The sequence below is a fragment of the Rhizobium changzhiense genome (genome assembly GCF_013087625.1).
GTDB classification, from domain to species: domain Bacteria; phylum Pseudomonadota; class Alphaproteobacteria; order Rhizobiales; family Rhizobiaceae; genus Rhizobium; species Rhizobium sophorae.
Window position 1 is genome coordinate 110734 of record NZ_JABFCQ010000002.1, and the last position, 23794, is coordinate 134527.

General features: G+C 61.0%; 22 protein-coding genes and 2 tRNA genes. 17 read left to right on the forward strand and 7 right to left on the reverse strand.

Going from position 1 to position 23794, the window contains the following annotated elements; translation table 11 throughout:
- Positions 1 to 128: 128 nt before the first annotated feature.
- Entirely contained in the window at positions 129 to 1025 is an 897-nt protein-coding gene (locus G9X68_RS09895) for a hypothetical protein (RefSeq protein ID WP_171602251.1), read from the reverse strand.
- A 336-nt stretch (positions 1026 to 1361) separates the two neighbouring features.
- On the opposite strand from G9X68_RS09895, the gene G9X68_RS31835 reads away from it, so the two are divergent.
- Positions 1362 to 1541 (forward strand): hypothetical protein, encoded by a 180-nt coding sequence (locus tag G9X68_RS31835; RefSeq protein ID WP_003558829.1) that lies wholly within the window; start codon positions 1362 to 1364, stop codon positions 1539 to 1541.
- A gap of 70 nt (positions 1542 to 1611) precedes the next feature.
- Here G9X68_RS31835 and G9X68_RS32165 read toward each other — a convergent pair whose 3' ends face one another.
- A complete protein-coding gene (locus tag G9X68_RS32165) occupies positions 1612 to 1734 on the reverse strand; it encodes a hypothetical protein (protein WP_264255105.1) in 123 nt (40 codons plus the stop codon).
- A gap of 147 nt (positions 1735 to 1881) precedes the next feature.
- The gene (locus G9X68_RS09900; RefSeq protein ID WP_171602252.1) at positions 1882 to 2136 is read right to left on the reverse strand and encodes a hypothetical protein; all 255 of its coding nucleotides are present in this window, start codon (positions 2134 to 2136) and stop codon (positions 1882 to 1884) included.
- 125 nt (positions 2137 to 2261) lie between these two features.
- Between G9X68_RS09900 and G9X68_RS09905 the strand changes: the two genes are divergently transcribed.
- The gene (locus tag G9X68_RS09905) at positions 2262 to 2576 is read left to right on the forward strand and encodes a hypothetical protein (protein ID WP_171602253.1); all 315 of its coding nucleotides are present in this window, start codon (positions 2262 to 2264) and stop codon (positions 2574 to 2576) included.
- A gap of 290 nt (positions 2577 to 2866) precedes the next feature.
- Here the strand turns inward: G9X68_RS09905 and G9X68_RS09910 are convergent.
- Positions 2867 to 2941: transfer RNA gene (locus G9X68_RS09910), tRNA-Asn, on the reverse strand.
- A 117-nt stretch (positions 2942 to 3058) separates the two neighbouring features.
- Here G9X68_RS09910 and G9X68_RS09915 point away from each other — a divergent pair.
- Positions 3059 to 3376: a hypothetical protein gene (locus G9X68_RS09915; RefSeq protein ID WP_171602254.1), complete on the forward strand. Its 318-nt coding sequence runs from the start codon at positions 3059 to 3061 to the stop codon at positions 3374 to 3376.
- A gap of 96 nt (positions 3377 to 3472) precedes the next feature.
- Positions 3473 to 3811 carry a hypothetical protein gene (locus G9X68_RS09920; RefSeq protein ID WP_171602255.1) on the forward strand — a complete coding sequence of 113 codons (339 nt, stop codon included), beginning with the start codon at positions 3473 to 3475 and terminating at the stop codon, positions 3809 to 3811.
- Here G9X68_RS09920 and G9X68_RS09925 read toward each other — a convergent pair.
- Positions 3808 to 4146 (reverse strand): KTSC domain-containing protein, encoded by a 339-nt coding sequence (locus G9X68_RS09925; RefSeq protein WP_171602256.1) that lies wholly within the window; start codon positions 4144 to 4146, stop codon positions 3808 to 3810. The two genes, G9X68_RS09920 and G9X68_RS09925, sit on opposite strands and share 4 nt — an antisense overlap.
- 262 nt (positions 4147 to 4408) lie before the next feature.
- Between G9X68_RS09925 and G9X68_RS09930 the strand changes: the two genes are divergently transcribed.
- The 7 genes from G9X68_RS09930 (at position 4409) to exoR (ending at position 13146) form a co-directional block, all read left to right on the forward strand.
- Positions 4409 to 4482, forward strand: a tRNA-Cys gene (locus G9X68_RS09930).
- A gap of 64 nt (positions 4483 to 4546) precedes the next feature.
- Positions 4547 to 4759: a hypothetical protein gene (locus G9X68_RS09935; protein WP_171602257.1), complete on the forward strand. Its 213-nt coding sequence runs from the start codon at positions 4547 to 4549 to the stop codon at positions 4757 to 4759.
- A 441-nt stretch (positions 4760 to 5200) separates the two neighbouring features.
- Positions 5201 to 5866, forward strand: coding sequence for a protein-L-isoaspartate O-methyltransferase family protein (locus G9X68_RS09940; RefSeq protein WP_171602258.1), 666 nt, complete (start codon positions 5201 to 5203; stop codon positions 5864 to 5866).
- Positions 5867 to 6120: 254 nt separating this feature from the next.
- Positions 6121 to 6993 (forward strand): PopZ family protein, encoded by an 873-nt coding sequence (locus tag G9X68_RS09945; RefSeq protein ID WP_171602259.1) that lies wholly within the window; start codon positions 6121 to 6123, stop codon positions 6991 to 6993.
- Positions 6994 to 7109: 116 nt separating this feature from the next.
- Positions 7110 to 9953 (forward strand): valine--tRNA ligase, encoded by a 2844-nt coding sequence (locus G9X68_RS09950; protein ID WP_171602260.1) that lies wholly within the window; start codon positions 7110 to 7112, stop codon positions 9951 to 9953.
- Positions 9954 to 10355: 402 nt separating this feature from the next.
- Positions 10356 to 11624 (forward strand): OmpP1/FadL family transporter, encoded by a 1269-nt coding sequence (locus G9X68_RS09955; RefSeq protein WP_171602261.1) that lies wholly within the window; start codon positions 10356 to 10358, stop codon positions 11622 to 11624.
- Between the two features lie 718 nt (positions 11625 to 12342).
- Complete coding sequence (exoR, locus tag G9X68_RS09960) at positions 12343 to 13146, forward strand: exopolysaccharide production regulator ExoR (RefSeq protein WP_171602262.1); 804 nt, start codon at positions 12343 to 12345, stop codon at positions 13144 to 13146.
- Positions 13147 to 13157: 11 nt separating this feature from the next.
- On the opposite strand, the gene xth is transcribed toward exoR, so the two are convergent.
- Positions 13158 to 13949 (reverse strand): exodeoxyribonuclease III, encoded by a 792-nt coding sequence (xth, locus tag G9X68_RS09965; RefSeq protein ID WP_171602263.1) that lies wholly within the window; start codon positions 13947 to 13949, stop codon positions 13158 to 13160.
- 153 nt (positions 13950 to 14102) lie between these two features.
- A complete protein-coding gene (gene erpA, locus G9X68_RS09970) occupies positions 14103 to 14435 on the reverse strand; it encodes an iron-sulfur cluster insertion protein ErpA (RefSeq protein ID WP_171602264.1) in 333 nt (110 codons plus the stop codon).
- Between the two features lie 222 nt (positions 14436 to 14657).
- Between erpA and G9X68_RS09975 the strand changes: the two genes are divergently transcribed.
- The 6 genes from G9X68_RS09975 to scpB all read left to right on the forward strand — a co-directional run bounded on the left by G9X68_RS09975 (position 14658) and on the right by scpB (position 23734).
- Positions 14658 to 15875 (forward strand): deoxyguanosinetriphosphate triphosphohydrolase, encoded by a 1218-nt coding sequence (locus G9X68_RS09975; RefSeq protein WP_171602265.1) that lies wholly within the window; start codon positions 14658 to 14660, stop codon positions 15873 to 15875.
- Between the two features lie 65 nt (positions 15876 to 15940).
- Positions 15941 to 17698 (forward strand): arginine--tRNA ligase, encoded by a 1758-nt coding sequence (argS, locus tag G9X68_RS09980; RefSeq protein ID WP_171602266.1) that lies wholly within the window; start codon positions 15941 to 15943, stop codon positions 17696 to 17698.
- Positions 17699 to 17760: 62 nt separating this feature from the next.
- Complete coding sequence (locus tag G9X68_RS09985) at positions 17761 to 21021, forward strand: SPOR domain-containing protein (protein WP_244956146.1); 3261 nt, start codon at positions 17761 to 17763, stop codon at positions 21019 to 21021.
- A gap of 110 nt (positions 21022 to 21131) precedes the next feature.
- Positions 21132 to 22145: a beta-N-acetylhexosaminidase gene (gene nagZ, locus G9X68_RS09990; protein WP_171602268.1), complete on the forward strand. Its 1014-nt coding sequence runs from the start codon at positions 21132 to 21134 to the stop codon at positions 22143 to 22145.
- Between the two features lie 18 nt (positions 22146 to 22163).
- Positions 22164 to 23021, forward strand: a complete 858-nt coding sequence (locus G9X68_RS09995) for a segregation/condensation protein A (protein ID WP_171602269.1) — start codon at positions 22164 to 22166, stop codon at positions 23019 to 23021.
- Positions 23018 to 23734 (forward strand): SMC-Scp complex subunit ScpB, encoded by a 717-nt coding sequence (scpB, locus tag G9X68_RS10000; RefSeq protein WP_171602270.1) that lies wholly within the window; start codon positions 23018 to 23020, stop codon positions 23732 to 23734. Before G9X68_RS09995 ends, scpB begins: the two co-directional genes overlap by 4 nt.
- The last annotated feature ends 60 nt before the right edge of the window (positions 23735 to 23794 follow it).

The window sequence follows — 23794 nt, forward strand, 5'->3', positions numbered from 1 at the left end:
GCTGGGAAATAAACCGCAACTTGGGCAAGAGACCGCCGGGGGAGGTCGATAGTCGACCACTGGAGACCCGCGGTCAACATAAATGGGGCGCGTGGCCTTTCGACCCTGCGCCCCGATTTCCGTCGATCTTAGATCCGGGCCGTGACGATGAGGTCTTCCTCTTCGTCGCGTTGCGATCCGCCAAAAGCTGCGGCCGCAGCAGCGATGAAGGCCCCGATCAGAAGTGACAACGAGCCAAGCAAGGCCGTCGTCGAGGCCGCCTTGCGTGCCTCATCGGCAGCTTTCTGGGTGGCGACCTTGGCGTCGTCGATGCGCTTCAGCACAGTGTCGACTCGGGTGCGTGCATCGGCCTCGGAAAGGCCGGTGCGCGCAGAGACGATGGTGGCAAGATAGGCCTTGTCGTCATCCGGGATCTGGCCGACGGCAGCACCATTGAGGAGGATGCGAGAGACCTCGGCCGTTGCAGCTATATCGTCGGTTGTTGCGCCTGCACGGGCCTGTTCAGGACGCAGCAAAGCGTCGGTAAAATACGCGGTAGGCAGATCCGCGGCCGATGCCGTCGATGACGCCGCCGTACCTACGGCGGTGGCCGCCGAACCCACGGCTTGTGCGCCCGCACCGGCAAGCGAGGTCAGTGACGAGGCTAGAAATCCGGCAACGAAGATCGTCGCCAGCGCCCAGCTGATGAAGCCATGCGCCGTGTCACGAAAGAATACCTCGTCGGTGTGGACGGCGGCCCACTTGGTGCGCAGCCGGCCGGTGATATAGCCTCCGAGCCCGGAGGAGAGCCACTGGACGACAACGAGCCAGATCGCTGCCGTCACCCCGACCGTGCCGAGAGAGCTGCTTTGCCCCGACCAGGGCGACACCATCGTCAACCCGACCCCGGATCCAAGCAGCAAAAGAATGAGGGTCACTCCGATGGCAGCGGCGGCCCCCCCGAAGATAGGCCCCCATGACATGGCGGATTTGGAGGATTCGACCGGAGTAGCAGTCTCTCCGGAACCTGTCATTGAAACCGACATGATCTGTTCCTATCGCATAAACAGAGCAAGAAGGATGATGATCGGCAGTGGAACACCAAGCAGCCAAAGCAAAATACCGCGACCCATGAAAGACCTCCTGTCAGAAACTGACGTTACGTGGTTGGTGCCACTCAACTTTGAACCACGGTCTTTGTTCCCGGCCGGCTTGGTCATCGACGATCTTCATGCCGAGCTGATCGCGATCGATAAGAATCTTGCGCATTAGGAGCTGACGTCCGGCGAAGGGAACGCCATATCTTATGGGACAAGGTGATCTTGGGGGGGAGAGAGCAGAAGCTCTCGCCACTCGGTCACAGCCTAAACGGAGAGGAATCGATGAACAAATTTCGGGCATTTGTAGCAGCCGGAGCAATCAGTCTTGCCGCCATGACCTCGGCATGCTCGACGCCGCCGAATTCATATGGCTCGGCATCGGGATATCAGCCGGGAGATTCAATGAATCCGGCCTGCGCCGATGGATTCCGACCCGGCGACGGCCGTTCGTGCAGCTATTAAAGCTGGCCGTCTCTTTGCCGGTACAAGAAGCGGGATCGTGAGGAGCGTCGGGCGGGCGCTCCATAAGCGGTCATTTCCGCTTGATGACAGCCCCGACGGCAGCGCCGAACGTGATGCCGATCGCGGTGTCATAGAACAGCATCGGGCCGACTGCGGCGCCTATCCCGATTCCTATCGCCATACTGAGAGCCATGGACGTGACCCTATCCAGGTGCTGTGGCGATAGTATGCGTTACGATCGCAATCGACGGTAGCTCTGGCTCACTTGCCCATATCTCCAACCGACCGTGCGGGGAGGAGTGTCGTTCCTAGGCGCGCCGGCCGGTTCTATTGACTGCCATTACCGTTTCTTCCGGAGGTCACCCGGCAGAGCGTCAATGAGTTGATTCACTTTTCCGGTGGCGAACGCGATGTCCTCGCGCGGCAGATGGACTGTTATCTCAATCTCTTCCCACCTGCCGCCATGGTCTTTTGCGAACCTGACGGCGGCTTCCAAAGATGTGAATTGCACGGCTGGTGCGTTGGCGGTCCAGAACTGCACGCTGCAGTCCGCCGCACTGTAATCTAAAAATGCTTTTTCGGGATCTAGCGCCATGGCGTTTGCTTTACACCGCCGGCGGTTGGTTGGCCAGCGAATGCCTATCCGTCGCAGATGCTGGCAGCCGTTCATCGGAGGTTAATGCTTATTAACCCAGAATCGCAGCCTGAAAGGATGCGCCGATGAAGATGCTTTTTTCCGCACTTGCAGCCATGATCTTGTCTGCATCTTTCGCCCTGCCGCTGAACGCCGCGCCGATCGTCGTGCCGAACACAGTACATTTCCACACCCCCGACGTCGAGCAGGTCAAACACCGGAGCCACGGTAATGGACATGCGTATGGCCACCGGAAGAAACACCGGTACGCTTACCGCGACTGTCGGTATTACGGCTCGTGCTATCGTCCGCGGTATTACGGCAGTCGCGACTATTACAGCTATCGCGACTATCAACCCTATCGTCGCCGGTCAGGTGTGACCGTGTATTTCGATTTTTAGCCGGCAGTAGCGACAGAACGGTCTTGGATAACAAGAAGGGTCGGGCGAATGCTCGCGCCGACCCTTCTTTGATTGCATCAGCAGGGTGCCAGTACATCCGTGGTCACCAGCAAAAGCCATCTGATAGATTGAATTTATGCGCCTTGTGAATTTTCGCAAGAATTAGGGGCGTGCTGATTTAGGGCTAGGGAGCAACGCGGCTCAAACAGGCTCCAAAACCGGGGAGGGAAAGTGGGAAGTAAGCGCCTGCATTCGGAATTGTCAACGAAACAGGCGCTTAACTTGAAAAATGGCTCCCCGGGCCGGATTCGAACCGGCGACCTGTCGATTAACAGTCGAATGCTCTACCGCTGAGCTACCAGGGATCACTGCTTGGCGCGGTGTGAGTGGGCTAATACAAACGCTTTCCCGATTTGCCAAGCGGTTTTTTCAAAAAAATGAAATGAACTTGTATTTGGGATGCCTGCGCCCATCTCTGGGGAATGACAAAAGGGAATGATCGCGATCAGACGAAAGGCGGCGGGAAGCGCAAGGCACGGGCAGTGCGCTTCGGCATCGATCATGCAAGCGGCAGGCTTGTGCTCGGCTCTTTCAGCATCGGCATGCCGCGCTCGCGCATCGCGCGGATGGGGCTCGGCATGGCCCTCATTTTCTGCGGCTTGTTGGGTTTCCTCCCCATCCTCGGCTTCTGGATGCTGCCGCTCGGCTTCCTCGTGCTCTCGCACGATCTGCCGTTCGCGCGCCGGCTTCGGCGCCGGCTGGCGGTCTGGTGGCACAGGCGGGGGAAACCGGCTGGCTGACGGTCGCCCCAGCGAAGGGGCCCGTGGAACAGTGAAGCACTTTTCGCATTCGTGGTTTATGAACTGTAAGTGCCCCACAATGGCTCAGGTGAGGAAATGAAGCTATTTTTTGTGCTTGTCCTGTCAGCGGCGAGCATCCTCTCCGGCGCGCCCGCCGAGGCCCAGGGGGTCGACAACGGCGGTTTCGACGCCCGTGGCATCTGCCGCCGGCCCGAAGGCTGCGTGGTCGATCACGGCCAACGCGGCTATAGCGGACCTCGAAACTATCGCAATTTCAACGGCCGGAATGAGCGCGACGGGAGGAACGACCGCGAGCGGGACAATCGGCGGTACCGTTCTCAGAACAGGAGCGACAATTTCGACGCCGGAACCAGCCGCCTTGTCGCAGGCCCGGAGATTGGGCTGGGCGCGCAACTCATCCACATTCGCATCTAGTTGGATCTGAGTTCGCTTTCCTCGAAAGTCCCGCCATGGTCCGGATCGAGGCCGGTCGCCATCAACAGGCTACAGGCGGCAAGGAGAAGGACGAGCTTCACTGCGTAGGACGCCACGGAGACCGGTTGTCGACGGCCCGGTGATACGCGAGACGGCGCTATATAGTACTGATAGTAGAAGTATGGATCATCGGTTTCCAGCAGGTTCTGGTAGACGTGCGGCGGAATATCCGCATGGTTCACCGGCGGAGAACCGGGGAACTTTACATGGAGATCCCGGGTTTCGGCGTCATATGCTGCACGCACGCGCTTCGATTTGAGGGCAGCCCAATCCATCGCAAGCTCCTATACCCTCCCGAGGGCAATTGAGTGCCGGACGGCGATCGAAGTCAAGTCAAGAATTTGTTTCAAATGCCATCATTGGCAGGAAATGGATCATCGTCACGGCCGTGGAAATTCCAGCCCGCGCCTGCTCCGTTTCGGGATGGAGAAATGGTCGTTTCGGCAACTGCGGAATAGCGTTTTTCCGAAATGCCCTCTTGCGATTTCCTTACGATCATTCTAAACGCTCGCCACGGCTCAGATAACGAGCGCGTGAGGCCTCGTGGCGGAGTGGTGACGCAGAGGACTGCAAATCCTTGTACCCCGGTTCAATTCCGGGCGAGGCCTCCAACTTCCACATGACACAATCTATGTGAAAAGCTGCGGGCTCAGCGGCGCGGCATTGGCGTTTGCGATGCTGCCAGACCCGCTGGCCGGGCGAAAAATCGAACTGCAACGGATTGATTCCCGTGAGGCGGTAGAGGAATTTCAGGCCGCCTTTCCGGATTTGCGCCTGATACTGCAGATCGCTCAATTCATGCCCCATGCCGCGCGATTGGATCATGAAGGTTTGCATGCGCACAGCCATAGCGGAAGGCGAGGCGCCGCAACAAAATGGTTGACGTAACGTTAATGGGCGTGTGGTAGTCGAGGACTGGTTTTCAAAGGAAACCAACGCATGCCGGACCAGCGCCGGGCATGATTGCCGCAAACGCCATGCAAGGGGTGTCTCCGAGCGTGCTTCGGCGCTCTAGCGCTTCCAAGTCGTTTCGCCGTCCAGCAGCCCGCAGCAGAATATGCCGACGAGCGCTGCGACGATGAAGAAATCGAACAGCGTGAAATACTCGAAAATTGCAGACATCGCCTGCTCCTCCTACTTCCTCCGCTGCAGATCATAACATGAAGGGCTAAAAGATTCCACGCTGGAGCTGGGGCGTCCGTGCTACCCCTGTGGCGCGGAAGAGGCGCCTGCCGGATTCTTTTCGCCGGCGCCTGCCAAGCCTTGAAAGCATCCGTGGCGGGGATTAAGAGACGAGGGACAGGAACCGCTTTTCAAGAGCGAGAGGACATGATGGATTTCGAAGCAGCGCGCGTAAAGATGGTCGATACCCAGGTTCGCACGACGGACGTTACCTCGCATTCCGTGCTGACGGCATTTCTCACGGTGCCGCGTGAGGCTTTCGTGCCGGAGAAGGCGAAGCTGCTGGCTTACATCGACAACGACATCGAGATCTCCGCAGCCGCACCGGGAAAGCCGGCCCGCTTCCTGATGGAAGCGTCGCCGCTTGCCAAGCTGCTGCAGCTGGCTGCGATCACCAAGGATGACTTCGTGCTCGAAGTCGGTTGCGGTACGGGTTACACCTCAGCGCTGCTGTCGATCATTGCCGGTTCCGTCATCGCACTCGAATGCGACGAGACGCTGGCCACTGAAGCGAAGGCCCAGCTTGCCGGCTACGCCAAAGTCGAGGTCGTGACCGGCCCGCTCGAACAGGGCTACGCTGCCGGCGCTCCCTATGATCTGATCTTCGTCAACGGCGCAGTCGAAGAGGTTCCGGCGAGCCTTCTTGGTCAATTGCGCGATGGTGGTCGTCTGATCACTGTCGAAGGTTACGGCAATGCCGCCCGCGCCAAGGTCTTTGTCGCCGAGCGCGGCGCTGTTTCGGAAAATGTCTTCTTCAATGCTTCGGTCAAGCCGCTGCCGGGTTTCGCCAAGGCGCGCGAATTCGTTTTCTGAGATCGTTCTCATCGACGAATTCAGCGACGGGCGCCATCGGCGCCCGTTTTTTTGTCAGGGCCGCAGGAGAGCCTTCACAAACATGAATTATCCTGACGCCGCCGCGTCGCAAACATCAGGTAACAAAACTGTGCATGGCCGCATTCATTTGATTCGCGATGATTTTTTTCCCGCTTGGGGTATTCTAAGGTCGTGGTGATTCGGGTGAATGCTCCACACCATCCGGTCGTTGTTTTGGGATAACGGGGATAGAAATGGCTCAGCCAAGCGTAGCGCGTGAACCGTCCATGGAAGAAATTCTGGCCTCCATCCGCCAGATCATCGAAAGCAATGAGCCCGGCGCCGGCAAGGCGATTTCCGCATCCCTGCCGCCGGTCTACGGCGCCGACGAGGATGAGAACGGCTCCGAAATTCATCTGACGGTCGACGACACCTATGCCGGCGTGGAATTCCCCGAACCGGTCATGCGCTCCTCCGATCCGCGTTTCGTCGCCGCCAATTCGGCCGGCACAGCTCCCGAATCAGAAGTTCCGGCGCGCGCTCTGTCGCTTGCCGATGTCGCCGCCCGCGTGCGCGCTGCCTCCGAACGCAGCGCCGTGCAGGCCGGTCAGGCCCTGCGTGAAATTCCGAGCGGCTTCCGTCAGCCCGAACCGCAGCCGGCCGTGATGCCGGAGCCGCCGCGCGCCGCTGCACAGCAACCACAACCACATCAGGCACAGCCCGTTTTCCCAGCCGCAACACCCGTTCAGCATGTTGCAATCCAGCAGCCGACCGAGCCGGTCCTGATGGAAACGCCCGAGGTCGCCGCCGCCGAGCCGGCGCCTGCTATCGAAACGGCGCCGCCAACTTTTGAACCCGCTCAGTCCTCGACCGAGCGTTTCCTGCCGAGCGTTATGGACGAGGTCCAGCCGACGCTGCTTTCGGAGGATGCCGGGCTGCAGATCAGCCGCTCCTTCGAGGAGCTTGCCGCTGCGATCGACGGTGCCGAGCGCCGCTCGCTAGACGAGATTGCTGAGGACATGCTTCGCCCGATGCTGCGCGAATGGCTCGATGATAATCTGCCGACACTGGTCGAGCGGTTGGTGCGCGAGGAAATCGAGCGCGTGGCGCGCGGCCCGCGCCGCTGATCGGATTGCTTTTTCGTGGAAAAGCCGCTCCGGTCTCCGGGGCGGCTTTTTTATTGACTTGCCCGTGCCCATCCTATTTACAAACGCCACCCTCGAACCTCGAAATTGGTCAGAAAATGCTCGACAAGACCTATGATTCCGCTGCCGTCGAACCGAAAATTGCCGCGATATGGGATGAGGCGGACGCTTTCCGCGCCGGCGCGAACGCCAGACCGGGAGCCGAGACCTTCACCATCGTGATCCCGCCGCCGAATGTCACCGGTTCGCTGCACATGGGCCATGCGCTGAACAACACGCTGCAGGACATACTTGTGCGCTTCGAGCGTATGCGCGGCAAGGACGTGCTCTGGCAGCCGGGCATGGACCACGCCGGCATCGCCACGCAGATGGTCGTCGAGCGAAAGCTGATGGAACAGCAGCTGCCAGGCCGCCGCGACATGGGCCGCGAAGCCTTTATCGACAAAATTTGGGAATGGAAGGCGGAATCGGGCGGCCTGATCTTCAACCAGCTGAAGCGTCTTGGTGCGTCATGCGACTGGTCGCGCGAACGTTTCACCATGGACGAGGGCCTGTCGAAGGCGGTTATCGAGGTTTTCGTCACCCTCTACAAGGAAGGTCTGATCTACAAGGACAAGCGTCTAGTCAATTGGGATCCGAAGCTGCTGACGGCGATTTCCGATATCGAAGTCGAGCAGCACGAGGTCAAGGGCAATCTCTGGCACCTGCGCTATCCGCTGGAAAAGGGCGTAACCTACCAATACCCGATTGCATTCGATGAGGAAGGCAAGCCGACCGAATTCGAGATGCGCGATTATGTTGTCGTCGCAACGACACGACCGGAGACTATGCTGGGCGATACCGGTGTTGCCGTCAATCCCAAGGACGAACGCTATCAGGGCATTGTCGGCAAGCATGTCATTCTGCCGATCGTCGGCCGCAGAATTCCGATCGTTGCTGACGATTATGCCGATCCGTCTGCCGGCACCGGCGCGGTGAAGATAACGCCCGCGCACGATTTCAACGACTTCGATGTCGGCAAGCGCGCAGGTCTTCACGTCATCAATATCATGAACGGCGACGGCACGATCACCATCAAGGACAATGAGGACTTTCTTGAAGGTCTCGACAATCCGGCGGCGCTGCACGGCGCCTGGGACCGCCTGGAAGGGCAGGACCGCTTCTATGCGCGCAAGGTAATCGTCGAGATTTTCGAAGAGGCGGGCCTCGTCGACAAGATCGAGCCGCACAAGCACATGGTCCCGCACGGCGACCGCGGCGGCGTGCCGATAGAACCGCGGCTTACCGAGCAGTGGTATGTCGATGCAAAGACGCTCGCCGAACCGGCGATCGCTTCGGTGCGCGAAGGCCGCACCAGGATGGTGCCGAAGAGCTGGGACAAGACCTATTACGAATGGATGGAAAACATCCAGCCGTGGTGCGTCTCCCGCCAGCTCTGGTGGGGTCACCAGATCCCCGCCTGGTACGGCCCGGATGGCCAGGTCTTCGTCGAAAAGACCGAGGAAGAGGCACTGCAGGCGGCGATTCAGCATTACCTCTCGCATGAGGGGCCGATGAAGGCCTATGTCGAGGACCTGCTCGAAAGCTTCAAGCCGGGCGAGATCCTGACGCGTGACGAGGACGTGCTCGACACATGGTTCTCCTCTGCACTCTGGCCTTTCTCGACGCTCGGCTGGCCGGATGAGACGCCGGAGCTTGCGCGTTATTATCCGACCAACGTTCTCGTCACCGGCTTCGATATCATCTTCTTCTGGGTCGCCCGCATGATGATGATGGGCCTGCACTTCATGAAGGATGAGGACGGCGAACCCGTCGAGCCCTTCCAGACCGTCTATGTCCACGCGCTGGTGCGCGACAAGAACGGGCAGAAGATGTCGAAATCGAAGGGCAACGTCATTGATCCCTTGGAACTGATCGACGAATACGGCGCCGACGCGCTGCGGTTTACCCTGGCGATCATGGCGGCGCAGGGCCGCGACGTGAAGCTCGATCCGGCCCGCATCGCCGGCTACCGCAATTTCGGCACCAAGCTCTGGAACGCCACACGCTTCGCCGAGATGAACGGCGCAAAGAGCGATCCGCATTTCGTGCCGGAGGCCGCCGAGCTCACCATCAACCGTTGGATCCTGACGGAACTTGCCCGTACGGAACGTGACGTTACGGAAGCACTCGAAGCCTTCCGCTTCAACGATGCTGCCGGCGCGCTCTACCGCTTCGTCTGGAACGAGGTCTGCGACTGGTATCTCGAACTGTTGAAGCCGGTCTTCAATGGTGAGGATGAGGGCGCCAAGGCGGAAGCCCAGGCCTGCAGCGCTTATATTCTCGAAGAGATCTACAAGCTGCTGCATCCCTTCATGCCCTTCATGACCGAAGAGCTTTGGGCCCATACCGCCGGCGAGGGCAAAGAGCGCGACACATTGGTCTGTCATGCCGAATGGCCGGCGCCGTCCTATGCCGATGACGCGGCCGCCGACGAGATCAACTGGCTGATCGACCTCGTATCCGGCATCCGCTCGGTGCGCGCCGAAATGAACGTGCCGCCATCGGCGATAGCCCCGCTCGTCGTCGTCAAGGCCAACAACCTGACGCGTGAACGGCTGTTCCGCCACGACGCCGCCATCAAGCGCCTTGCGCGCGTTGAGGCGATATCGCTGGCTGACGATGCCCCTAAGGGTGCCGCTCAGATCGTCATTGCCGAGGCCACCATCTGCCTGCCGCTCGGCAAGCTGATCGACCTTTCCGCCGAAAAGGCTCGTCTGGAAAAAGCGATTGCCAAGATGGAAGGCGAGATCTCCCGCATCGACGGCAAGCTCTCCAACGAGAAGTTCGTCGCCAACGCCAATCCCGAAGTGGTGGAGGCCGAGCGTGAGCGCCTCGAGGAACTGAAGGGTCAGATCGCGAGCCTGAGGATCGCTCTTTCCAGGGTGAGCGAAGCCGGGTAAGTTTCACTGGCCCATTTTGGTAAGTTATTTCAAAGACGCGCCCCGCTGCGGGCGCGTCTTTTTTGTCGTTTTGGGCGCGCATGATTCGGACCTGAAAGCCGCCGGTTTCAGGCGCGGAACCTGTGGATTGTGGCTGAACGGGCATCCAGCGGGCGAAAACTGCCACTGTTGTCGGATTGATACAGCTTCTGCAATGCTTGGAATGAAAACCCAAAAGCCCATCTGAAATTCGATAAGTCTGGAATAAAATTTTATTAACCAGGTTTTTTGACGTGTCCGTCAATTTCTTTACGTAAGTTGGCCACTGCAATGCCTGGGAGCGCTGCCGTAGGGCGCGTTGCCATATCACGCGAACACTTACTAGAGTGGAGTCACATCAATTGCTGGAGTGGGGGAGACACAATGGCATCTCGTAGGTTTTCCAAGGGCATAACATCGCTCGTTCTTCTTTCGTCGCTTGCATCGCCGTCCTTCGCCGGCGGTCTGGAGCGCGGCGGATACAATATCGACCTTCTCTTTGACAATTCGAGGTTCGCCGTCCAGTCCGGCGCGACCTTTGTCATGCCGCAGCGCAAGCTGAAGAACGTCAGGGACACCGATCCCACCGATGGTCTCGGCACGAACGGCATCGGCGGCGGTTCGACCACGGCGGATGATACGGAGGATTACTGGATCCCCTATCTCGGGGTGAAGGTCGGTTTCGGCGATGCCATTGACTGTATGGGCGATTTTTCGACACCCTTCGGCGCACATACCAATCCCGGCGCTGACTGGTTGGGCGTCAACGACAACATCGAAACCAAGATCAGCACCCGCAACTACGGCGCCACCTGCTCCTATCGTTTCGATATGGGGCCTGGCCAGCTCCGCCTGATCGGCGGCGGCTTCTATCAGACGGTCGAAGGTTTCAAGACACGCCTCGTCGCGCCGATCCCAGGGGCGGCAGCGCTGGTCTATGACGGCACCGGTCGTCTGGACCTTGCCGACCAGGCCATGGGATGGCGGGCGGGCATCGCCTACGAAATCGAGGAATATGCCTTCCGCGCCAGCCTAGTCTACAACAGCAAGGTCAAATATGACAATCTTACCGGCACGGTCGACCTGACCGAGGTGCCGGCGAATCCCGCCAATCCCTACCTCGGCGTCGTTACGCCGGTCTACGGTTCGGCCGAAGCGCCCGATTCCGTCGAATTGAAACTGCAGAGCGGCATTGCGCCCGATTGGCTTGCCTTCGGTTCCGTCAAGTGGACGAACTGGAGCGTGCTGCAGTCGATCGCCTTCTGCCCGAAGGCCAACAAGGGCGTCGTCGCCTGCGGCGCCGGCAGCCAACTCACCTCGCTCGATCTCTTCTACCGCGACGGTTGGACGATCAGCGGCGGCGTCGGCCACAAGTTCAACGAACAATGGGCCGGCGCCCTTAGCCTGACCTGGGATCGCGGCACGAGCCAGGGCTACGGCGCCCAGACCGACACATGGACGCTCGGCGCGGGTGTCTCCTATACGCCGGTGGAGAATGTCGAGTGGCGTCTGGCCGGCGCGCTCGGCATCATGACCGGCGGGGAATCCGGCACCTACGTCTATAATGGCCGGACCTACGGCAACGACGTCTCCTATTCCTTCGGCGACGATCTGGTGGCGGCTCTTTCCACCAGCGTAAAGGTCAAGTTCTGATCTTGCGGCCCAAGTAGAAGTCTTAGAGCCCGGCAGTTTGCCGGGCTTTTCTTTGGGCGTCCCAAGACAAATCGACGCTCCAATTTGTGACGATTCAGCAACACATTTTTACGACGTTTGGCGTATGGTGGTGGTGAGGCGAATTTGTCCATTTCCCGCCACAAAGAGGGCGCAGCGATATTTGCGGGCGAGGTGATGGCAGGCATACGGTGCGTGTAAATAGTAGTATGGGTCGATTTTTTTCCGGGTACATCAGGTCGTACGGCGCGATTGGCGACAATCGTTTGATTGCGGTCGTTTCGCTTTCCGAACAAGGCTGTTCCGGCCGCCAATCCGGTCTCGCGATGAAGTCGTCGATCCTTTCATTGTCGCTGTTTTCGACCCGCTCGGATGAACAGCCGGGCTTTGCCGGAGCTGTCGATACCGGTTTCGTCACATTTGCTGTTTACGAATACGATAGAGGCGGGAAGGCGGATGACGCACCTGCCGAAAGAGTGCCACGGAGATTGCAGTTGGGCCATGCCGGGAGCCGGGTGGTTCTGAATGATGTGCTGAGAATACCGCCTTTTGAGAAAAGGCCAGTGGGCTGGATGCGACGCGGGCAAAGGAGCCATGGAGCTCGCCGCGGGATCGCTCGCCTCGAAGGAATACATCCGCGGGATGCACGGCATGAGCGCCGTTGCCGCCTGCCAGGGATGAACGAAAGAAATCGGTTGAAATGGTGACGTCCGAGTTCAAACTGTTCAAATTCATGCTGATGGGCATGTCGATAGCCGTAGCACTGGCGCTGTCCGGTCCATGCCGCGCATTCGACATCAAAGGTGGCGTCAGTAAGGAATCCGGACCCTTCGACCTCTTCAAGTTCGGCTTCAAGGCCTATAAGAACGGCCAGAAGGAAGAGGCGGTCGAAGCCTATAAATACGCCGCCGAAAAGGGGCATACCGGCTCGCGCTGGGCGCTCGCCAACATGTATGCCGATGGCGACGGTGTCACGCAGGACGATTTCGAAGCCTTCAAGATCTACAGCGAGATCGCCCAGCAGGGCGTCGAACCCGGCTCGGAAGATACCGGCTTCTTCGTCAACGCGCTGCTCTCGCTCGCCAACTATTACAAGCACGGCATCGCCGGCAGTCCGGTCAGGACCGACCTCAGCCAAGCGCGCCAGCTTTATTTTCAGGTGGCCTCCACCTTTGGCGTGCCCGAGGCGCAGTTCCAGCTGGCGCAGATGATGCTGGCCGGCGAGGGCGGCACTTCCAGCCCGCAGCAGGCGAAGAAATGGCTGAACCAGGCCCGCAAGAGTGGCCATCCCGGCGCCATGGCGGTCTTCGGCAATATTCTTTTCGACGAAGGCCAGACGGCCCGTGGTCTGGCGCTGATGACGGCAGCACTCGACCGCTGCAAGCCCAAGGACTGCGGCTGGATGGAAGCGCTGCAGGAGCAGGCCTTCTCGGTTGCAAACGAGTCCGACCGCCGCACAGCGGTGTCGCTGTCGCACACGATCGCGAGCGGTTCGGACGATTGAGGTAGAAGGCCTCAGGCTGCGAAATCGAAATAGGCGATGACGGGCACGTGGTCGGACGGTTTTTCCCAGGCCCGCACATGTTTTTCGATCGCAGCCGACGTCATCCGGTCGGCAGCTTCCGGCGACAGCAGCAGATGGTCGATGCGGATGCCGTTGTTCTTCGGCCAGGCGCCGGCCTGATAATCCCAGAAGGAATAGAACTGCGTCGCATCCGTCGTGGCGCGCACCGCATCCGTCAGCCCGAGATTTTCGAGCCTGCGAAACGCCTCCCGCGTCTGCGGCAGAAACAGCGCATCACTTTCCCAGACCTTGGGATCGAAGCAGTCGTGCGGTTCCGGAATGACATTGTAATCGCCGGCAAGGACCAGCATCTCTTCATAGGCCAGCCGTTCGGCCGCGAACGTCCGCAGACGCTCCATCCAGGCGAGCTTGTAGGGATATTTCTCCGTTTCGACGGGATTGCCGTTCGGCAGGTAGATGCAGCAGACGCGCAGGATTCGCGTGTCGGGCAGGGTGAACGTCGCTTCGAGGAAACGCGCTTGTTCGTCCAGCGGATCGCCGGGCAGGCCGCGGTTCACTTCGAAAGGTGAACTCTTGGAGAGGATCGCGACGCCATTGAAGCCCTTCTGCCCGTGCGTCTCGACATAATAGCCGAGCGCCTCGATCTCCAGCCGCGGGAAACCTTCGTCGACGGTCTTGATCTCCTGCAGGCAGACGATATCCGGATCGGAATCTTTCAGCCATTGCGTGAGATTGTCGATGCGCGCCTTGACGCCGTTGATGTTCCAGGTCGCGATCTTCATGGCTCTCCCGTTCCCATTATTGCATGTCGCCCGGACGTGTTCGAAGCGCGACGCGCTTCTTTTATCGCGGTCTTTCGCCGCCGGACAAGACGATAAACCGGCCGGAAGGAATTCTTCGGCCGGTTTGATGGGTAGGTATGTGCGTTTAGACGTTCAGATCGAGAAACTGGTGCCGCAGCCGCAGCTTGCCACCGCATTCGGGTTCTTGATCTGGAAGGACTGGCCGAGCAGATTGTCGACGAAGTCGATCTCCGAGCCCGCCATATAGACGAGAGAAAGGCTGTCGATCAGCACCTTGGCATCGTTCTTTTCGACGATGATGTCGTCGTCGTCAGCGCCGTCGGCAAGATCGAACTTGTAGGAAAAGCCCGAACAGCCGCCGCCTTCGACGGAAACGCGCAAGGCGCTCTTGCCGGCTTCGGCGCCGACGATCGCAGCGATACGCTTTGCCGCGGCATCTGAAAGGGTTACACTCGTATCCGTCATGTTTCCTCCTGCCGGGGTCAAGATCCGGAGAGAATGGGTTTGGGCACTTGAATGTTCAAATGCCTGATATCAAAGAAACTTACCATGATATTCGCGAAAAGGCGATGATGCGCCGAAGCGGTTAAGAAAGCGCCTCTTTGCCGTTTCATCAGGCTATAGGTATGAAGAGCGTTAGGCGGCGTCAATGGGCAGATGCGGCAACATGCAGGATGACGGTGAAGAATGACGATCGATACGCGTGCTTTGGGTTTCGGCAGCAGTGAGAGGGCGGTCTATGCGGCCGACCCCTGGACGACGCGCGGGCGGCTCTATCAGGAGGACGGAAGCCCGACGCGCTCCGATTTCCAGCGCGACCGCGACCGCATCGTCCACACCACCGCCTTCCGCCGGCTGAAGCACAAGACCCAGGTCTTCATCGCCCAGGACGGCGATCATTACCGCACCCGGCTGACGCATACGATCGAGGTGGCGCAGATCGCCCGAGCTCTTGCCCGCGCCCTGAAGCTCGATGAGGATCTGGCCGAAGGCGTGGCGCTCGTGCACGATTTCGGCCACACACCGTTCGGTCATACCGGCGAGGACGCGCTGCATGAGGTGCTGCTGCCGTATGGCGGCTTCGATCACAATGCACAATCGCTGCGCATCGTGACCAAGCTGGAGCGGCGTTATGCCGAATTCGACGGCATCAACCTGACCTGGGAAAGCCTCGAGGGTCTCGTCAAGCACAATGGTCCGCTGCTGACGCCTGATGGAGTCGGCACCCGCGGTCCCGTTCCGCAGCCGATCCTTGATTATTGCGAGCTGCACGATCTCGAGCTTGCAACCTATGCCAGCCTGGAGGCCCAGGTCGCGGCGATCGCCGACGACATCGCCTATAATACCCACGATATCGACGACGGTCTGCGCTCCGGTTACCTGACTTTCGACATGCTGGAGGAAATCCCGTTTCTTGCCGGGCTGATGGCCGAGGTGAGGGCGCGATATCCGCATCTGGAGCCGAGCCGCTTCACCCATGAGATCATGCGCCGCCAGATTACCCGCATGGTCGAAGACGTGATTGGCGTAGCACAGCAGCGCCTTTCCCTCCTCCGCCCTGAGAATGCGGGCGACATCCGCGCTGCCGACCAGGTTATTGCCACCTTTTCCGAAGGGATGGCCGAGACCGACAGGCAGATCAAGGCCATGCTCTTCAAACGCATCTACCGCAATCCCGATATCATGCGCATCCGTGCCGGTGCCGCCCAGATCGTCACCGATCTCTTTGCCGCCTACATGGCCAATCCCAAGGAGATGCAGAGCCATTACTGGGTCGATCATATCGCCGGCCTGTCCGATGCGCCGAAGGCCCGTCATGTCGGAGATTATCTCGCCGGCATGACCGACACCTATGCGATCAGCGCCCACAGGCGGTTGTTTGACCACACTCCGGATTTGCGATAGGCAGCGGTCGCCCACGCCGAGGGCCGATTTGAGCCTTTGGCACAGCCTATGCATGGAAGAGTGCGATGAACCTTTTTACCGACTTCGAAGCCAGGATCAAAACCGCCCTTGAACAGATCGATCTGGTCAGGGAAAAGCGATCCGAGCTCGATTTCGGCCGCATCGCCGTCGAGCCGCCGCGTGACGCGAGCCATGGCGATGTCGCCACCAATGCCGCAATGGTGCTGGCAAAACCGCTCGGAACCAACCCGCGCGCGCTGGCCGACGTCATCATTGCCAAGCTCAAGGAGGATGCCGACGTCGCCGATGTTTCGGTCGCCGGTCCCGGCTTCATCAACATCCGTCTCGCCGTCGGCTACTGGCAGCGGCTGCTCGCCTCGATGATCGGCGCCGGCACCGATTACGGCCGCTCAACGCTCGGCGAGGGCAAGAAGGTCAACGTCGAATATGTCTCGGCCAATCCGACCGGCCCGATGCATGTCGGCCATTGCCGTGGCGCCGTCGTCGGCGACGCGCTTGCCAACCTGCTCGCTTTTGCCGGTTACGGCGTCGAGAAGGAATATTACATCAACGATGCCGGCTCGCAGATCGACGTGCTCGCCCGGTCCGTCTTCCTGCGCTATCGCGAAGCGCTCGGCGAAAAGATCGGCGAGATCCCCTCGGGTCTCTACCCAGGCGACTATCTTGTGCCGGTCGGCCAGTCGCTTGCCGCCGATTACGGCGTGCGGCTGCACAACATGCCGGAAGAGCAGTGGATGCCGATCGTCAAGGATCGCACGATCGACGCGATGATGGTGATGATCCGCGAAGATCTCGCGGCGCTGAACGTCCATCATGACGTCTTCTTCTCCGAACGCACCCTGCATGCCAATGGCGCGGCCGCGATCCGCACGGCGATCAACGACCTGACCTTCAAGGGCTTTGTCTACAAGGGCACGCTGCCGCCGCCGAAGGGCCAGCTTGCCGAGGACTGGGAAGATCGCGAACAGACGCTGTTCCGCTCGACCGAAGTGGGCGACGATATGGACCGGCCGCTCATCAAGTCGGACGGCTCCTACACCTATTTCGCCGCTGACGTCGCATACTTTAAGAACAAGTTCGACCGCGGCTTCAATGAGATGATCTATGTGCTCGGCGCCGATCATGGCGGCTACGTCAAGCGCCTGGAAGCGGTTGCACGCGGTGTTTCGGACGGTAAGGCGAAGCTGACGGTGCTGCTCTGCCAGCTCGTCAAGCTCTATCGCAACGGCGAGCCGGTGAAGATGTCGAAACGTTCGGGCGATTTCGTCACGCTTCGGGACGTCGTCGAGGAAGTCGGTCGTGATTCGGTTCGGTTCATGATGCTTTACCGCAAGAATTCCGAGCCGCTCGACTTCGATTTCGCCAAAGTGACGGAACAGTCGAAAGATAATCCTGTTTTTTATGTGCAGTATGCGCATGCTCGCTGCATGTCGGTCTTCCGGCAGGCGAGGGAGGCTTTTCCCGACCTGGATGTCTCCCACGAGAAACTCGCGAAAACCGTTGCAGGCATTGGCGATCCGGCCGAATTGCAGCTTGTCGCCAAGCTCGCTGAATTCCCGCGGATCGTCGAGGCGGCGGCCCAGTCGCAGGAGCCGCATCGTATCGCTTTTTACCTCTATGACCTCGCCAGTTCCTTCCACGCGCATTGGAACAAAGGTAAAGATCAGCCGGAATTACGATTTGTTAATGATAAAAACCGAGAATCAAGTATTGCCAGACTTGGGCTGGTGTACGCCGTCGCGTCGGTTTTGAAGTCGGGACTTGCCATTACAGGCACTGCCGCACCGGACGAAATGCGATAACGTCACCATTTCCCCACAATGCGCTGGCATTTGAGCGTTGGCGTTTGCGAGTGGGAATAGGCATGGCTGATAAACAACTTGCGTATGATACGCGCGGAAAAGACGATCTGTTTGCAGACGACGATCCGTTGGCTGAACTGGCCCGTATCGTCGGCTTCGAGCCGCGTGTTGCTGCGAATACGGTGACCGAGACCGCACGCCGCGAGCCCGCCCTCGATCTCGAGGACGAGCTTGGGCGCGAGTTCGACCGCTACGATTCGCCACGCCCGCTTGCAGAGCTCGACCGGCCCGCCGAGCCGATCTCTGATGACTTCACGCCTGAAGATTACGTCGAGCCTGTTCTCGACGCTTCTCCCGCTGCCGAACGTGCGGAGGCTCCGGAGCCGGTTGCGGTTTCCGTCGCCGTTGAGGCTGAAGAAGCAACTTTGCACGCCGCAGGGAATGAGGACGCATCTGCCGCCGACTGGGCGGAGCAGCTTTCTCCCGAGCCCGAAGCATCGGTGCAATCGGCCTTCGGCGGTGCGCGCGACCTGATCGAGGAGCTTGAACTGTCGATCGGCGCAGCACCGGTCTCTTCATTGGCGCAGCCCACCAAGGCGCCGCAATGGTCGGCTGCCAGCATCAGGCTGCCGCTTGCCAATTTCCATGCACCGAGGCGCGAGGAACCGGTTGTTTTGCCGGAGCCTGTGGCCGAAGCTGTCGCCGCACCGGTTGTTGAAGCACCATCCGCCGATCTTCCTGTGGTCGAGCCTCAGTCTGTCATCGAGCCGCCGGCGCCTGTCGCCGCTGTCGAGCCTTCCGAGGAATTCGAATCCGCTTCTCCGTCACTTGGCTTTCCCGCCGAGCTCGATCGCCATGATGAGGTGCTCGATCGCCATGATGAGGTGATTGCGCCGGAAGAGACCGTCGAGGCCGAAGAATTCGTCGAAGTCGAGGAAGAGCTGGAGGATTTCGGGTCTGACGCCGGTTTCGATCTCGCCGCCGCCGTCGAAGGCGAGATCCAGGCCGATGCCGCGCTGACCGAGGTCGTGCCGGATGTTCCGCACACCGCCGGCACCTTCGATCTCGATGATCTGCTCGCCGACGTCTCGCGTTATCCGGTACCGCAACGGGCCAATCAGGCGCCCGTCTCGCCGCAACCCGCATCGATTGAGGCAGCGCCCGTTCCGGCTGCCCCCGTGGCCGCCGCACCTGCCCAACCCAAGGTGATTGCGCCCGCACCGCTCGCCGCCGCACCCGTCCGGTCTGCTCCGGTCGAGCCGGCCCCGGTCTATGCTGCCGAAGCCGCAAGACCGATCGCGCCGCAGCTTGCCGAGGTCGTTACGCCTCAGCCTGCCGCAACGGCATATTCGCCGGCGCCGCAGCCGGTAGCGGAAGCCGACGACCCCTTCGACGGCCATGATTTCGAGCTGGATCTTGCTGGCATCGAGCTGGAACTCACCGATCTCGATTTCTCCGAGCCATCCGAGCCGGCACCGCAGCCTGAGCCGACAGCCTCTGCTCCCCAGCAGGCCGCTGCCGTCGCTGCTCGGCCCGCTCCGGTTTTTGCTCCTGAGCCGCCGGCTCCTGCTTTTGAGCGGGCCGCTGCCGCTCCTGCACGGTCCGCCCCGGCCTACGTTCCCGAGCCGCAGGCTCAAGCTCCGGCTCCGGCTTTCAACTGGACGCCTGCTTCAGACTCGACCGAAGACCTGCCATTCGATCCGGCTATGATCTCCGATCCGGAGGATCGTCCCGAGACCGTCGACGACATGCACGTGCCGGCGCTGCCGCCCGTCGAGCAGCCCGCGCCGGTCGCGAAATCTGCGGATTTCGATTTCGATCTCGACGCCGAGATCGCCAGCTTCTTTGAACCGGCCAAACCGCGGCAAACGCCGACGCCGGTCCGGGATACGGCCGCCGCTGCTGCAAAGCCGGTCAAGCCCACCATCGCCGATGGTCTCGATGATTTCGAACGGGCGCTGGAGGACGATTTCCGCCGCAGCGTGCGCGAGCCGGTCGAGCGCCGCGAGACCTCCGAGGTCCGCATCGAATCGGCGAGCCAGGCCGCTGATTTCAGCCGCGCCCGGTCGATGCGCCGGCTGCTTGCCGGGGCCGTCGTGCTCGTGGTCTTCGCCGGCGTCGGTTATGGTGTCTATTCCTCCGTCTGGAACGGCGAGGGGCTCGGCATTGTCGCGTCCGGCGAGCCGCGCGTGATCGTGGCCGACAAGGAGCCGGTCAAGGTCGTTCCGGAAAATCCTGGCGGCAAGACCGTGCCGAACCAGGATAAGGCTGTCTACGACCGCGTTGCGGGTTCTGCCGAAGAGCCGAAGCAGAAAGCGCTCGTTTCTTCCGATGAGGCGCCCGTCGATGTGGTCCAGCGCACGCTGACACCGGAAGCGCTCCCCGAGGACGACGAGAACGCCAGCGTCGACGATCAGGTCACGCCGACTGCGGTCGGTGAGACGGAGGATCCGCGTCTGCTGCCAACCCAGGATAACGCCGACAACGCTTCGGCAACCGACGCCGGCAAGACGCCGTCCGTTTCGCCGCGCAAGGTTCGCACGATGATCGTCAAGCCTGACGGTACGTTGGTTGCCCGCGAAGAACCGGCGCCTGCCGACCAGGGGACGCCGTCTGCCCAGGCGACACAGTCTGCCCAGGCAACGCCGTCTGCCCAGCCGATGCCGCCGGCTCAGCCGGCGTTGACGGCTCCGTCGACCCCGTCCGCGCAAACGACCCCGGCTGTACCTCCCGTCGGTGGAACGGCCGCAAGCTTCCCGGCAAGCGCCGAGGTTGCTTCCGCCGATGCGCGTTCTGCAGCCCCCGTCGAAACCGCGCCGGTACAGCCGCCGCTCGCCGGCAGTGCCGACGCGCAGGCTGCAAACCCGGCTCCGGTCGCTTCGCCGGTGCGCCCGGTCAAGACCTCGGCGATTGCCGATACCGCGCCGATTCCGACCGCGCGTCCGGCCGACCAGCCCGTCAACGTCGTCGGCACAGTCACCGAGAAGGGCAATGTCCGCCCGCCTGCCCAGCAGCCGAAGACGACGGAGGTCGCAGCCGCAGCACCAGCCGCCACAAAGCCGCAGCAGGCCGCATCCGCCGGCGGCTACGGCATCCAGATCGCCTCGCTGCCTTCGGAAGATGAGGCGACCAAATCCTATGCCAACCTGTCGAAGAAATTCGCCAGCGTGCTTGGCGGCCGCAGCCACGAGATCCGCAGGGCCGATATCGCCGGCAAGGGCACGTTCTACCGTGTCCGCATACCGGCCGGTTCCAAGGACGAGGCCGCAGCACTCTGCGAGCAGTATCGCGCGGCGGGTGGAAGCTGCCTGATCTCCAGGTAGGATCGCGTCTTTGAATATAGGAGCGGCGGGCCGGATCGGTCCGCCGCTCTTTTTTGTGCATCGCGCCCGACCTTGCTCGCATTTGGCCGGCGGCCGTCTATGATTCGAATATGACCGAATCAAAAGCGATGATCCTTGGCTGCAGCGGCCTTTCCCTCACATCCGAAGAGAAAGCCTTTTACCGGGACGAGCGGCCCTGGGGCTTCATCCTCTTCGGGCGCAATATCTCCGAAGCACGGCAGATCGCCGATCTCGTCGCCGAACTGCGCGATAGCGTCGGCTGGCATGCACCGGTGCTGATCGACCAGGAGGGCGGCCGCGTCCAGCGCATCCGCCCACCCGTTCTGTCGCGCTATCCTTCCGGCCAGGCGCTCGGCGATCTCTATCGCCGCAATCGCGCACTCGGCCTGCGCGCCGCCTGGCTGATGTCGCGGCTGCACGCCTTCGATCTTTCGAGCCTCGGCATCGATGTCGATTGCCTGCCAGTGCTTGATGTGCCGGTCGAGGGCAGCAGTAACGTCATCGGCGACCGCGCCTATGGCGGCGATCCGCAGACCGTCATCGCGATGGGCCGGGCGGCTGCCGGGGGGCTGAAGGCCGGCGGCCTGTTGCCCGTGATGAAGCACATGCCCGGCCACGGTCGCGGCTTTGCCGATTCACATCTGGAGCTGCCTGTCGTCACCGTCCCGCGCGATGAGCTGCAGCTCCATGACTTCCCGCCCTTTGTCGCGATGAAGGACGAGTTGATGGCCATGACCTGCCACGTCGTTTTCGCCGCCATCGACCCGGATAATCCGGCGACGACCTCGCGCAAGGTGATCGACGGCATCATCCGTCAGCACATCGGCTTTAACGGTCTGCTGCTCTCCGACGACAGTTCGATGAACGCTCTTTCCGGCACGATCGGTGAACGTGCGGCGAATATCATTGCAGGCGGATGCGATATCGTGCTGCATTGCAATGGCCATATGGACGAGATGCGGGAGGTCGTGGCAAATGTTCCACCGCTCGCCGGTCTATCGCTTGCTCGCGCAAAGGCGGTAGAAGCGGGTTTCCCGGCGCCGGATAGCGCCGATGAAGCGGAATTGAGGGCGGAATTCGAGGCGATGTTTGCGATCGTGTGATCGCAGAGGAGCAGGGTGGTGAACACGGTCAAGGGCACGGAACGTCCGCAGGCGGCAACGCCGATGGACAAGCTGTGGCAGGATAACGGTGCTGAGCGCGCCAGCCACGAGCCGGCGCTGGTGATCGACGTCGCCGGCTTTGAAGGTCCGCTCGACCTGTTGCTCTATCTCGCCCGCAACCAGAAGGTCGATTTGTCGCGCATTTCGGTGCTGGCGCTCGCCGAGCAATATCTGCTGTTCATCGAAAGCGCCCGGCGTATCCGCATCGAGCTTGCCGCCGATTATCTCGTCATGGCAGCCTGGCTTGCTTATCTCAAGTCGAAGCTGCTCATTCCCCAGCAGGTCAAGGATGACGGCCCTTCTGGCGAGGAACTAGCGGCAATGCTCGCCTTCCGCCTAAAACGCCTCGAAGCCATGCGCCAGGCGGCAGACGGCCTCGTCAATCGCAATCGCCTCGGCCGCGATATCTTCGTGCGCGGCGCGCCGGAGCATATTCCCGATCGCCAGCAATCCGCTTATGCGGCGAGCCTTTACGATCTCCTGACCGCCTATGCGGCGCTGCGTCAGCGCCATGCCGTCACCCAGGTGACGATCGAGCGGCGCACGGTCTGGTCGCTGACCGATGCCCGTGAGCTGCTGACCCAGATGATCGGCGAGGTCGCTGACTGGACGGCGATGGAGCATTATCTGCTGCGTTATCTCGCAGCGCCCGAAGAGCGCGTCACGGCAATCGCCAGCGCCTTTGCCGCCTCGCTGGAGCTGGTGCGCGAGGGCAAGCTCGAAATCCGACAGGACGGCGCCTTTCAGCCGATATACATGCGCCGCGGCCCGAAACACGCCACGCTGCAGGTGGTCGAACAGGAGCGGCCGGTTTGATCGATCTGAAGGGCGAAGAGGATTTCGAGGACGATTTCCAAGACAGGAGCCGCGACCTGCAGGCCGAGATCGAGGCCGAGCGCATCGCCGAGGCGCTGGTCTTCGCCTCGTCGCAGCCGGTCTCCGAAGGCTTCCTCGCCGAGCGCCTGCCTGAGAAGACCGACGTGCGTGCCATCATGCTGCGGCTGAAGGAGCACTATGCGCCGCGCGGCGTCAATCTCGTGCAGGTCGAGGGTGCCTGGGCCTTCCGCACCGCCGCCGACCTGTCCTTCGTCATCCGCCGTGATGACAATGAGGTGAAGAAGCTTTCGCGCGCCGCGCTGGAAGTGCTGGCGATCATTGCCTATCACCAGCCGGTGACGCGGGCCGAAATCGAAGATATCCGCGGCGTCCAGACCTCGCGCGGCACGCTTGACGTGCTGATGGAAGCTGGCTGGGTGCGGTTTCGCGGCCGCCGGCGCACGCCGGGCCGGCCGGTGACATTGGGCACGACGCGCGATTTCCTCGACCATTTCGGTCTCGAAGAGCTGCGTGACCTGCCCGGTCTCGAAGAGTTGAAGGGAGCGGGCTTGCTGTCGGGCCGCATTCCAGCGAATTTCAACATTCCCTCGCCCTTGATGAACGACGAGCTGACCGAGGACGAAGACCCGATCACCCAGATGGACCTCGAGGAATTGGGGTTGTTGGCGCCCCGCGGCACCTCTGAAGATTGAGGGGTTTGCGTCTTGCTTTTGCCATGCATGGCGAAAACAATGGAGCCAGCACTTTTCGGC